Origin of the sequence: Pseudomonas sp. GM30 (genome assembly GCF_000282275.2) — a bacterium.
GTDB lineage: Bacteria > Pseudomonadota > Gammaproteobacteria > Pseudomonadales > Pseudomonadaceae > Aquipseudomonas.
On record NZ_AKJP02000017.1, the window covers coordinates 1 to 12,580 of the forward strand.

Here is a 12,580-nt window from a genome sequence, read left to right on the forward strand (position 1 = left end):
ACCGCCGTAAGGGCGGAACCATAGGAGGCCGTTACCGCAGCAACGGATATACACCCACCCCCCTAAAACCCTAAGCCATATCCGGATCCCGAGCAGCCCGCAAAGAATTACTCTCCAACTCATACCGCAACTCATCCACGAACGCCGCCACCGACTCAGGCGTACGCAACGCATCAAGCTTCAACCCGCTGATCACCAGATCCACCTGCCCCGAATCCGGGTGATACAACTTCACTGTCAGCGAATGATCCCCATCCACTGAACACTCGCACGCCAAGGGCGAAAAACTCTGTTCGAGGCTGGCGCGCAACTGCGCAAGATTCATCATGGAGCCTGTTCCTTTAGCTGTTTCGAAGGGAGACGATCCCAAGCCGACAGGCTCGTATCGCACCCCAACAGACTAAGAACTGCCCCACCGTACCAAAACATCCATTTGCACCGTATCAACTAGTGCATTTGCACCTAACGTTGGCCCTTTCCGCTCCACTCTCCGGAGAACAGGCCACGCTCCCGCGCCCAGACAATCGCCTCGCTGCGACTGTGCACATCGAGCTTGGAATACACCGTCGCCACATGATTGCGCACCGTGTTCGGCGCCAGCTTCAGGCGTGCGGCGATCTCCTTGTCGGCCAGCCCTTCACAGATCAGCCCCAGCACATCGCGCTCACGCGCCGTCAGGTCAGTGAACGACACGCTCGGCAGTTGCGGCGAGTTGACCTTCTTCACGTTGGCCAGTTTTTCGATCAGCGTCCGGCTGAACCACGAAGCATCCTTCATCACCTCTTCAATCGCCGCCACCAGCTCCAGCTCGGTGCGCTTGCGTTCGGTGATGTCCATCAGCACCAGCAGATAGCACGGCGTGTCCTGGATATTCACGGTGTCGGCAGACACCGCGCACTCCAGCAGATCCGCATCCTTCTTGCGCACCCGGACGTCGACCCGATCAACCCGACCGCTTTTCGCCAGGGCGGTCAGCAGTCGGGCCCGCGCGCCATCGTCGTCGATGAAACTCAATTGAGTCACGGTTTTACCGACGACATCGTCACTCTCGTACGCCAGAGCGTCGAGGAACGCCTGATTGACATCGATCACCTGCTGCTCTTCGGCGGTGCAGATCAGAATCGGCACCGGCGTCAGGCGGAACGCCTTGGCAAAACGCTCTTCACTCTGACGCAGCGCCACCTCGGCCTTGTGGCGCAGCTCCATGTCGACGAAGGAAAACAACATGCAATCCTCATCATTGAGCACCAACGGTTGCCCGGCAACGATCACTTGCTTGCTGCCGCCATCGGGCAGGCGCAGTTGAGCCTGCATCTGCGGAATGGTCGCCACATCGCGCAGACGCTGGATCGCCAGATCCCTTTGCTCGGCCTGCTCGAAAATATCGATCTCATAGGCCGAAGTGCCGATCACCTGCTCGCGGGTGTAGCCGGTCATTTCCAGAAACCCCGGATTGACCTTGATGTAGCGCAAATCGCTGAGACGGCAGATGACCGCGGGCGCCGGGTTGGCGTTGAAGGTTTTCTCGAAGCGCTGCTCGGCGTTGGCCCAATCGGTGACATCGCTCATGATCAAGACCAGCGACTCCGGCTGCCCTTCGCGGTCGGTCAGCACCATGCTGCGCACGCTGTGCACCCAGACATGCTCGGGATCCTCCACGGCGCTCAGCTCGATCAACAGATCACTGAAGACTTCGCAACGGGCGACGCGGCTGATCGGATAGTTTTCCGGGGGGATCACGTGATTGTTGCGATAACGCAGAGTGAAACGCTTGGCATACTCATCGGCATTTACGCCCAGCTCACCGATCCGGCTGACACCGTGCATCGCCAGCGCCGCCTCGTTGGCCCAGAGGATGCTCTGATCGAGCTCCAGCAGAATCACCCCGTCGGACAGCCCGGCGATGATCTGCTGCAGCTGGCGACGGTTGGTTTCAGTGGTCAGGACTTCCTGGCTCATTGGATCTCCACAGGGAATGCACGTGTGAAGATTACGACCGCAGGCAATCGTGATCGTGCCGAACATAAATTCCCGCACCACCACAGTCCCCCTGTGGGAGCGGGCTTGCTCGCGAATGCGGTATTTCATTCAAATAATTTGTCGGCTGACACACCGCCTTCGCGAGCAAGCTCGCTCCCACAAGAGGGATCAAGGTTGGCCCGACATTTCCACCAACTCCCGCAACGTATCGAGAAACAGCCTGAGCACCGGCGAAGCATCATCAGCGCGGTAAGTCGCATACAACGGCACCTCCGGCAGCGCCGGCGTCAGCTTGCGGAACACCAGCCCCGCCGGAGCCAACTGCTCGATAGAAGCAGGCAGCAGCGCCACCCCGAAACCGGCCCGCACCAGACTGAGCAAGGTCTGCACCTCGATCACCTGCTGGCGGATCTGCGGGGTGAATCCGGCCTGAATGCAGCACTGATAAAGGAAGTTGGCGAACCGCGACTGCTTCAGTTCCAGCGCGACAAACGGCTCCTGCGCCAGATCCGTCGGGGCCAGCACCGCGCGCCTGGCTAACGGATGATCGGCCGGCATCACCACATGAATCGGCTCGTAGATCAGCAGTTCATTGCGCAACAGCGGATCGTCATAACCGACGCGGAACACGCAAGCGTCGATACGTTTTTCCTTCAGCGCCTTGACCTGCGCCGCCGGGGTCATTTCATGCAGCCGCCAGTTCACCTGCGGATAGCGCTCGCGAAACAGGTGCAGGGCCTTGGGCAGCACACCGACCATCACCGAACTGATCATGCCGATCTCCAGCTCACCGAGCTGCCCGCGCCCGGTCTGACGAGTGAGGTCCAGCGCCCGTTCCAGCTGTTCGAACACCAGCGGCGCCTGCTCCTTGAGCATCTGCCCCGCCGCTGTCAGCTCGACCCGATGGTGACTGCGCTCGAACAGCGGCGTGCCGAGTTCTTCTTCCAGCAGACGAATCTGCTGGCTCAGCGGCGGCTGGCAGATGTGCAAACGCTCGGCGGCGCGACCGAAATGCAGCTCATCGGCCAGGGCCATGAAATAGCGCAGCAGACGCAGGTCCATGGCGGCTTACCCCAGAGTCAGCGGCGTTGAACGCTGGCGCACGCCGGTCAGCGCGAACAAGGCGTTGGCAATCGCGGGTGCCACCGACGGACTGCCTAACTCGCCGACGCCACCGGGTTTGCCTGGCTCACCGTCCAGCACCACGATGTCCGTGGCGGGCATGTCCGACATGCGCGTCACGCGATAATCATGGAAATTGCTCTGCACCACCCTGCCCTGTTGAATGTCGAGCCGATCAAACAACGCATGGCCGAGGCCCCACATCAGGCCGCCGTAGATCTGCTCTTCGACGCCGCCAGGTGACACCGCCAGACCGCAATCGACCACGCAGGTCAGCTTCTCGACTTTCGGCTTGCCATCGACCGTCGCGACCCGCGCCACCACCGCGATAAAACTGGTGTAACCCTGATTGGTCGCAATCCCCAACGCAGTGCCCGGTGGCAGCGGCTGGCCCCAACCGGCGCGCTCGGCGGCCTGTTTCAGCACTGCCACATGCCGTGGCCGTTCCTGCATATTCGCCAGCCTGAACGCCAGCGGATCGGCGCCCGCTGCGTGGGCCAGTTCGTCCATGAAGCTCTCGATGGCGAACACGTTGGGAATGAAACTCACCGAGCGATACCAGCCACTGGGCACGTTGCTTTCGTGCTTGACCCAGTTCAACTGCAGATGCGGCGGACGGTAGGCGAAATCCCACGCGGTGATCGCTTCGGTGGTGCTGTAATCCATGTGATCCGGGCGCTCGAAATAGCCCGGCTCCCACTGCTCCGGCGAGGCCGGTGACACCGCGTGCAGTTGTAGCGCGCTGAGTTGGCCGTGGGCATCCAGCGCGCCTTTGACCCGGTGCAGCGTCGCCGGGTGATTGAACAGTGCGTGCATCTCGTCTTCGCGGCTGTTGAGCAATTTCACCGGCACGCCGGTCTGCTGCGCCAGATACGCCACCTCGAACAACCAGTATTTGGCCTCCCGCGCACCGAAGCTGCCACCGGACACCAGTTCGTTGATGGTGACCTTGCCATTGTCGATGCCGCACACGGTTTGCGCGGCTTCCAGCGCCGAGGACGGCACCTGCACGCCGCCCCAATAGGTGATTGCACTGTCCTTGACGTGCGCGGTGATGCAGATCGGCTCCAGTGGGTTCTGCACCTTGTACGGCATGCGGTAATCGGCTTCGAGCAGTTGCGCCGCGTGCGGCCATTGCGCGTCGACATCGCCATGCGTCATGGCCGTGACGCTTTGGCTGTGCGGGTCGGAAATAGCCGCAGCCTGGGCCTTGGTCAGTTCCGCGCTGTCGAACCCGGCCAGTGGCGAGTCGCTCCATTTGATCTCCAGCACCTTGCGGCCCTGCTGCGCCGCCCAGAACGTGTCGGCCAGCACCGCCACGCCTTCCAGGTTGCCGCCGAGTACATCGGGCCGCCCCGGAATCGCAAGCACCTGGCGCACGCCCGGCACCTGCAATGCCGCCGCCGAATCCACGCTGAGCACTTTCGCCCCGACTACCGGCGCGCGCTGAATCACTGCCACCAGCATCCCCGGCAACTGCACGTCGATGCTGTACTTGAAGCGCCCGCAGACCTTGGCCGCCGCGTCACGTTTGTGCCGCAGTTTGCCGATGTACTTGAACTGCGCCGGATCCTTCAGCGTGACATTGGCCGGCGCCGGCAAATGCGCCGCCACGCCGACCAGTTCGCCGTAGCCGAGGCTGCGTTTGCTGGACAGATGAACCACCCGACCTTCTTCGGAGCTGCAGCTGTCGGGGCCGACCTTCCATTGCTTCGCTGCCGCTGCGATCAACAACGCACGGGCGGTGGCCCCAGCCATGCGCAAGCGCTCGTATTCCAGCGACACACTGGTGCTGCCGCCAGTGGAGAAGACTTTCCAGACCGGGTGAATGTAGGTGTCGAAAAACGGATCTTCCGGGGTGATCACCTGCACGGTCATCGGGTTCACATCCAGCTCTTCGGCCACACACGCGGCCAGCGCTGTTTGCGTGCCGGTGCCGGAATCGTGTTTGTGCACCACCAGTTTCACCGTGCCGTCGGGGAAGATTCGCACCCAGGCGTTGGGCTCGAATTCCGTGGCCGGGGCCGGGGCTTTCGGGTCGCTGGCGGCGCTGCCGGATGGCAGGTACAAGGCAATCGCCAGACCCGAAGCCACCGTCGCTGCTTGCTTGAGAAACACCCGCCGGGACGGTTCGAGCAAGGTGTCGTCGCGCAGGCTCATCACGCCTCCTTCGGCGCGTTCGCCGCACGTTTGATCGCTTTGTTGATCCGCCCGTAAGTGCCGCAGCGGCAAATGTTGCCGGACATCGCATTGCGGATCGAATCGTCGCTCACCGCTGCGCCGGTGTTGAGCAGCGCGGCGGCGGACATGATCTGCCCGGATTGACAGTAGCCGCATTGCGGCACATCTTCGGCGACCCAGGCCAGTTGCAGCGGATGGCTTTCGTTCGGCGACAAACCTTCGATGGTGGTGATGCTGTGGCCCGCGACGGCGGCCAGCGGCAACTGGCAGGAACGCACCGCGACGCCGTCCAGATGCACGGTGCAGGCACCGCACAGGCCCATGCCGCAGCCGAATTTGGTGCCGGTGAGTTTCAGTTGGTCACGCAGTACCCATAACAAGGGCATGGAGGGGGACGCTTCATCCAGCTCGCGTCGTTCGCCGTTAACCGTGAATGCGATCATTGTCAGGCTCCAAAAGAGCGGCCCGTCTTTGTGCGGGCCTGGTCACCGATTATTGGAACCCCGGGCAAATCGCGGCCAGCGACGATTTCTGCCAACCGCTGTTAGCAGGACTAACAACATGTACAAGCGATACCCGTCAGTGCAGTCCATGAGTGCGTTCATCCACGCGGCGCGCAGTGGCAGTTTTTCCAGCGCGGCGCGCAAACTTGATCTGACTCACAGCGCGATCAGCCAGCAGATTCGCGCACTGGAAGATTTCATCGGTCAGCCGTTGTTTGTGCGTGAAGGCGGCGGCAGCAACCTCACCGACGCCGGGCAGCTGTTTGCCAGCGTGCTGGCGGACGGTCTGGCGCAGATCGACCGCGCACTGTCCTCGGTGAAAAACCGCAGCGTGGCGCAGCGCCTGACCCTGGATGTGGACAGCGAGCTGGCGCAGAGCTGGCTCAATCCGCGCCTGCCGCAGTTGCTCGATCAATTGCCGGATTACGAAGTGACGCTGCTGTCGATGCCGCGCAGTGATCGCAGCACGTTCGAGCGCGTGGACCTGGCGTTGCGTTACGGTTATGGCGATTGGGATGACTGCGAGATGACGCAGATCTGTGGTGATCGGGTGCTGGCGGTGGCTTCGCCGGCGCTGCTTGAGCGCTATGGTTTGCAGTTGCCGTTGAGTCCGGCGCAGATTCTGCAGTTGCCCTTGTTGGGCTATACGCGACGCTCGTGGATTCCGTGGCTGGACGCAGCTGGAATGCCGCCCGAGGAGCCACCGGCGCGGGTGATTTTCGATAATGCGGCGAACCTGATAGCGGCGGCTGAAGCGGGTGTCGGTGCAGGGCTGGTGCGTGGATTGCTGGCTGCCGATGCGTTGCGCAATGGGCGGCTGGTGGCGCTGAACGAGGCGCAGATTACCGCGCATTACAACCTCTACGCCGTGTGGCCGCACGGGCAGGCGGAGCGGGTGGCGCCGGTGGTTGAGGTGATCAGGCAGTTGGCTGCGCGTACACAGTCCTGACGCCATCGCTGGCAAGCCAGCTCCCACAGGTTTTTGTGGTGTGACACAGATCGGATCAACACTTCGATCACTGTGGGAGCTGGCTTGCCAGCGATGGGGCCGGCACATTCACCAAAAGACCAAAACCAAAACCATATCGCCCAAGTATCACCACCGCGCCCAATTAATATTGTACGAACCCTCCCCCGCCTTCCAATACTCGCCCTCAGCAACCACCCACCCGGGCCGGATGCGAACAGGCGAGGGAATGCGCGAGTGCTGCGCATAGAAATGGCCGATAGCCCGGGGCGTGGATGCCGAGAGCCGCAAGGCTCCCTTCCCCGCTATCAGGAGATCGACTTCAATGATCATCGATATCAGCTGCTATCCCACGGATCTCGTGGACCTCGCCTGGAGGCATGACGGTGACCCGTTCACCGGCGAGCGTTTGCTGGAGATGATGGATGGCCCGTACATGGTCAACGGCAAACCTCGCCGTATCGACAAAGCCTTCATCCAGCCGCCGCAGGGCAACACCATCTACACCTGGACCGATGGCGAACTCTCGGGCCGTGAATCCATCGACGCCTACATGGCCTACACCCTGAAAATGGTCCAGACCTACCCGGATCGTTTCATCGGCTGCTTCGTCTACAACCCGCGCTGCGGGGTGGAAAACGGCGTCGAGGCGATCGAGCGCTACGTCAAGGAGCACGGTTTCAAGATGGTGCAGATGCAGGCCAACATGCACGCCTACCGGCCTGACCGGGCGCTGGACTGGGTGCGCCCGTGCTTCGAGAAATGCGCCGAGCTGGGCATTCCGGTCAAGCTGCACACCGGCGACGGGCCGTACAGCATCCCGTCGGAATGGGTGCCGATGATCAAGGAATTCCCCAACGTGAATTTCATCATGGCCCACTTCGGCGTGCAGACCGGCGGCGTCTACGTGTTCGAACCGATGCAATGGGCGATGGAGCTGCCCAACGTCTATTGCGAATCGGGCTGGTGCCTGCAATCGCGGATCGTCGAGTTCGCCAAGGTCTTGCCAACGCACAAGATCCTGTTCGGCACCGACACCCCGCCGAACGAACCGGGCATGTGGCTGCGCCTGCTCGAAGTGCTCTGCCACGAACCGCCGCAAGGCCTGAACCTCGACGAAGACACGCTCGAGGAGTACCTGGGCAACAACACCGCGCGGATGATCGGCCTCGAACCGACCCCGCCGCCGCGTTCCGTTTCCGAAGCAGAGGCGCAACTCAAGCGCCCCGTCACCACGCAACTGGCCAGGAGCTGAACCGATGATCATCGACACCCATCTGCACCCCACCAACCTGGTCGACGAGGCCTGGCGCCACACCGGCGAACCGTTCACCGGCGAGCGCATGCTCAAACTGATGGACGGCCCGTACATGATCAACGGCAAACCACGCCGCATCGACATGGGTTTCATCCAGCCACCACCGGGCAACACCGGTTATCGCGACGGCAACCGCCGGGGCCGCGAGGGCGTGCGTGACTACATGTCGTATGTCGCCGAACTCTGTGTGAAGTACCCGGATCGCTTCATCGGCAACTTCAACTTCAACCCGCGCTGGGGACCGGAAAACGGTGCGGCGGAGCTGGAATTCCACATCAAGGAATACGGCTTCAAGATGCTCAAGCTGCACGCCAACATGCACGGCTATCGCCCGGACCGGGCGCTGGATTGGTTGCGCCCGGCGATGAAAGTCTGCGCCAAGTACAACATCGTCGTGCTGATCCACACCGGCGACGGCCCGTACACCATTCCGACGATGTTCTACCCGATCATCCGCGAGTTCCCAATGGTCAATTTCATCATCGGCCACTTCGGCATCCAGACCGGCGGCAACTACTCGTTCGAGGCCTTCTGGATGGCGATGGACACGCCTAACGTGTACTGCGAATCCGGCTGGTGCTTCCAGTCGAGGATCGTCGAGTTCGCCAAGGAACTGCCGCGCAACAAGATCGTGTTCGGCACCGACTCGCCGCCGAACGAACCGGGCATGTGGCTGCGCGAGCTGGAGGTGTTGTGCTCACCGGCACCGCAGGGCCTGGGCATCGACGAGGATCATCTCGAAGACTACCTGGGCAACAACATCGCCCGGTTGTGCGGGATCGAACCGACGCCACCGCCCAAGGATCTGGTTGAGGCCGACATACGCCTGACCACCACGTATCTCTGATACCGCTGTTCGCTGAAGCCATGCTGAACCCTTGTGGCGAGGGAGCTTGCTCCCGCTGGGTGGCGAAGCCGCCCCCAAAGAACAAGGCCTGCTGCGCAGTCCAGCGGGAGCAAGCTCCCTCGCCACAGGGATCTGCTCAGCACCTGAGTGAACAGTAGAGGCAACACAGCGACTTTACAGGCACGAAGATGACCCGGCGCTCCCTCGACCGGCAGGCCAACGGCTGCTCGATCGAACGCCTTCTCACCCCTGCGTGCCTGCTTTTTACGAGGTGAAACCATGACCCGTTCGACGCTCGGCGATTCTCAGGATTTTCACGTGTTCATCGACGCCTATCGCCGTGAGTACCCGGACGATGTGCTGACCATCACCCAACCCGTTTCTGCCGATCAGGACATCACCGCCCTGGTCGATGCCCTCGCCGCACAGGGCCGCGATCCGCTACTGATCTGCGAACACGTCGGCGGCCTCAAGGTGCCGGTGGCGACCAATCTGTTCGCCTCCCGCACCCGCATTGCCCGGTTGTTCGGCGTAACGCCTGCACAACTGCACGAAACCTTCCAGCGCCGCGCCAACCAGCCCATCGCCCCGCGCTACGTGGAAAGCGGCCCGGTGTTCGATGAAGTGTTCGAAGGCGAAGCCGTGGATCTGGCGCTGCTGCCGATGCTCAAGCATTTCGACAGCGACCGCGGCCCGTACATCACCAACGCGATCATCATCGCCGAGGACCCGCAGACCGGCATTGCCAACATGAGCTACCACCGCTCGATGCGCCACGCCCGCCAGTCCCTTGCGACCAGCCTGCACTCGCGTGGACACCTGTGGCGGATGCTGCAGACCGCCCGCGAGCGCGGCGAAGAATTGCGCGTGGCGATGGTGGTCGGCGCGCATCCGCTGTTCATGCTCGCCGCCGCTGCACGCCTGCCGTATGGCAGCGATGAACGTGCGGTGGCCGGCGGGCTGTTCGGTGCGCCGCTGGAACTGGTCAAGACCCCGCGCTACGGCATCGGCGTACCGGCTCACGCCGAATTTGTCCTGGAAGGCGCCATCGACCCGACGGCCTACGCCGAGGAAGGCCCGTTCGGTGAGTTCAGCGGTTATTCCTCGGATCGCTCGACCAACAACGTGCTGCGCGTCGACACCCTGTTGCGGCGCAAGGACGCCTGGCTGGTGGACGTGATGGGCGGCCGCTACGCCGAGCATCTGACCCTCGCCCGGCTGCCGCGCGAAGCGGAAATGAGCGAGAAGCTCAAGGCGCGTTTCCCCGCCGTCACCGCCGTGCACTACCCGAACTCCGGCACGCACTTTCATTGCTACGTGGCGCTGGATCAGAGCCGCGACGGCGAAGCGCGACAGATCATGCTGGCCCTGCTCGGCTGGGACCCGTACCTGAAAAACGTGATTGCTGTGGACAGCGATATCGACATCACCGACGACAGCCAGGTGTTGTGGGCGCTGGCCACGCACTTCCAGCCGCATCTGGATATTTTCGTGATCGATGGCTTGCCCGGCAGTCCGCTGGATCCGTCGTCATCGGTCAACGGCACCACTTCGCGCATGGGCCTTGATGCAACACGTGGCTCGGGCTTCGACGGGATCAAGGCGCAGCTGGATCAGGATGTGCTCGAACGTGCGCGGGTGTTGCTCAAAGGCCTGGCATCGTGAACCGCCAGCGGATGGTGGTGGGCATCAGCGGTGCGTCCGGCTTCATCTACGGCGTGCGTCTGCTGCAATTGCTCGCCGAGCTGAATATCGAAAGCCACCTGATCATCAGCCGTGCCGCGCTGCTGACCATGGCCCACGAGACCGATTACAAACTGGCCGATGTCACTGCGCTCGCCAGCCACTACCACCGCGCCGATGACGTCGCCGCCGGGATCGCCAGTGGCTCGTTCCGTTGCCTGGGCATGGTGGTCGCGCCGTGTTCGATGAGGACCCTGGCGGAGATCGCCACCGGCACGTCTTCCGGGCTGATCGGCCGCGCCGCCGACGTCACCCTCAAGGAACGCCGCACCCTGGTGCTGATGGCCCGCGAAACCCCGCTGACCCTCGCCCACCTGCGCAACATGACCGCCGTCACCGAAATGGGCGGGATCATCGCGCCGCCGGTGCCGGCGTTTTACGCGCGGCCCGAGAGTCTTGGGCAAATGGTCGATCACAGCCTCGGCCGGGTGCTCGATCTGTTCGGCCTCGACTCTGGCACCGCACAACGATGGCGAGAACACCAAGGATCCTGTGGGAGCGAGCTTGCTCGCGAAAGCGGTGGAACAGTCGCTATCACTGCTGAATGACACACCGCATTCGCGAGCAAGCTCGCTCCCACAATGAAGCAGCATCACCCGAATTCAGTGTGCACCGGTCAATCAAAGGAGCCTCATCATGAACACCCCCTTCAACGCCCCAACCCCCAACACCAAAATCCCCGTGACCATCCTCACCGGCTTCCTCGGTGCCGGCAAAACCACCCTGCTCAACTACATCCTCAAGGAAAATCACGGCCGCAAGATCGCCGTGATCGAAAACGAGTTCGGCGAGGTCGGTATCGACGGCGATCTGGTGCTCAGCTCCGAGACCGAAGAAATCTACGAAATGGTCAACGGCTGCGTGTGCTGCACCGCCGAGGTACGCGAGGATCTGGTGCGCATCGTCCGCGAACTGGTGGCGCGCCCGGTGCGCCTCGATCACATCCTGATCGAGACCAGCGGTCTGGCCGATCCATATCCGGTGGCACAGAGCTTTTTCATCAATGACCCGATTGCCGAGGAAGTCGAACTCGACGCGATCGTGACCATGGTCGACGCCAAGCACATCGCCCAGCACCTGGAGGACCTGCAACTGGATGGCGTCGACAATCAGGCGGTGGACCAGATCGTCTGCGCCGACCGCATCGTCATCAACAAGGTCGATCTGGTCAGCAGCGACGAGGTGGAAATCCTGCGCGGCAAGATCCGTGGTTTGAACGCCACCGCAGATCTGGTGACCTCCACCCATGCACAGATCGATCTGACGAAAATCCTCGGCATCGGCGCGTTCGAGTGCACGCAGAAGCTCATGGAAATCGGCGCCGAGCCTGAGCATCACGAGCATGACCACCACCATGAATCAGCAGACCACGAACACGACCCGAGCGTGTCATCGGTGGGCATCGCCGTGGACGGCGCCGTCAACCTGATGGCGTTCCACCGCTGGATCAGCGAGCTGCGCTCGTCCCAGGCCGACAACCTCTATCGCATGAAAGGCGTGCTCGCCGTGGCCAACGAGGACCAGCGCTACGTGCTGCAGGGCGTGCACAGCCTGGTGGAATTCCGCGCCTCGACCGCCTGGGGCACGGAGCCGCGTTCGAGCAAGATCGTGTTCATCGGCCGCGACCTGGACCGCGCGGCGCTGAACCAGGGCTTTGCCGCCTGCCTGGCAGGCTGAGCAAGGCACCGGAGCCGGTGGATGGCGGCTTCGCAGCACGAATGACTGAGACCACTCAATTGACGGTGACACCGAACCTGTGGCGAGGGAGCTTGCTCCCGCTGGGTCGCGAAGCGGCCCCTGAACAGCATGGGCCTGCTGCGCAGTCCAGCGGGAGCAAGCTCCCTCGCCACAGGTGTTTCATCACGGCGTCAATCAATTGATCGGCATCAGACGAATACCCCTCTGTACCGAATAACAAC

The 12,580-nt window shown here is 62.4% G+C and carries 11 protein-coding genes; 6 read left to right on the forward strand and 5 right to left on the reverse strand.

Annotated features, from left to right (window positions below; genetic code table 11):
- Positions 1–70: 70 nt before the first annotated feature.
- The 5 genes from PMI25_RS12360 to PMI25_RS12380 form a co-directional block, all read right to left on the reverse strand.
- Positions 71–328, reverse strand: a complete 258-nt coding sequence (locus PMI25_RS12360; protein ID WP_007965229.1) for a DUF1652 domain-containing protein — start codon at positions 326–328, stop codon at positions 71–73.
- A 134-nt stretch (positions 329–462) separates the two neighbouring features.
- A complete protein-coding gene (locus PMI25_RS12365; protein ID WP_007965230.1) occupies positions 463–1,959 on the reverse strand; it encodes a helix-turn-helix transcriptional regulator in 1,497 nt (498 codons plus the stop codon).
- A 189-nt stretch (positions 1,960–2,148) separates the two neighbouring features.
- Complete coding sequence (locus tag PMI25_RS12370) at positions 2,149–3,042, reverse strand: LysR substrate-binding domain-containing protein (RefSeq protein WP_007965231.1); 894 nt, start codon at positions 3,040–3,042, stop codon at positions 2,149–2,151.
- A 6-nt stretch (positions 3,043–3,048) separates the two neighbouring features.
- Positions 3,049–5,262, reverse strand: a complete 2,214-nt coding sequence (locus PMI25_RS12375) for a xanthine dehydrogenase family protein molybdopterin-binding subunit (RefSeq protein ID WP_007965233.1) — start codon at positions 5,260–5,262, stop codon at positions 3,049–3,051.
- Positions 5,262–5,726, reverse strand: coding sequence for a (2Fe-2S)-binding protein (locus PMI25_RS12380; RefSeq protein ID WP_007965234.1), 465 nt, complete (start codon positions 5,724–5,726; stop codon positions 5,262–5,264). The genes PMI25_RS12375 and PMI25_RS12380 overlap by 1 nt, the downstream gene beginning before the upstream one ends.
- 118 nt (positions 5,727–5,844) lie before the next feature.
- Here PMI25_RS12380 and PMI25_RS12385 point away from each other — a divergent pair, with 118 nt between their 5' ends.
- From PMI25_RS12385 to PMI25_RS12410, 6 genes are all read left to right on the forward strand, one after another.
- A complete protein-coding gene (locus PMI25_RS12385; RefSeq protein WP_007965236.1) occupies positions 5,845–6,735 on the forward strand; it encodes a LysR substrate-binding domain-containing protein in 891 nt (296 codons plus the stop codon).
- A 343-nt stretch (positions 6,736–7,078) separates the two neighbouring features.
- Positions 7,079–8,008, forward strand: a complete 930-nt coding sequence (locus tag PMI25_RS12390; RefSeq protein WP_007965237.1) for an amidohydrolase family protein — start codon at positions 7,079–7,081, stop codon at positions 8,006–8,008.
- Positions 8,009–8,012: 4 nt separating this feature from the next.
- Positions 8,013–8,918, forward strand: coding sequence for an amidohydrolase family protein (locus tag PMI25_RS12395; RefSeq protein WP_003224037.1), 906 nt, complete (start codon positions 8,013–8,015; stop codon positions 8,916–8,918).
- Between the two features lie 279 nt (positions 8,919–9,197).
- Positions 9,198–10,583 carry a UbiD family decarboxylase gene (locus PMI25_RS12400; RefSeq protein WP_007965240.1) on the forward strand — a complete coding sequence of 462 codons (1,386 nt, stop codon included), beginning with the start codon at positions 9,198–9,200 and terminating at the stop codon, positions 10,581–10,583.
- A gap of 11 nt (positions 10,584–10,594) precedes the next feature.
- Positions 10,595–11,209 (forward strand): UbiX family flavin prenyltransferase, encoded by a 615-nt coding sequence (locus tag PMI25_RS12405; protein WP_007965242.1) that lies wholly within the window; start codon positions 10,595–10,597, stop codon positions 11,207–11,209.
- Positions 11,210–11,297: 88 nt separating this feature from the next.
- Complete coding sequence (locus PMI25_RS12410; protein ID WP_007965243.1) at positions 11,298–12,338, forward strand: CobW family GTP-binding protein; 1,041 nt, start codon at positions 11,298–11,300, stop codon at positions 12,336–12,338.
- Positions 12,339–12,580: the final 242 nt, after the last annotated feature.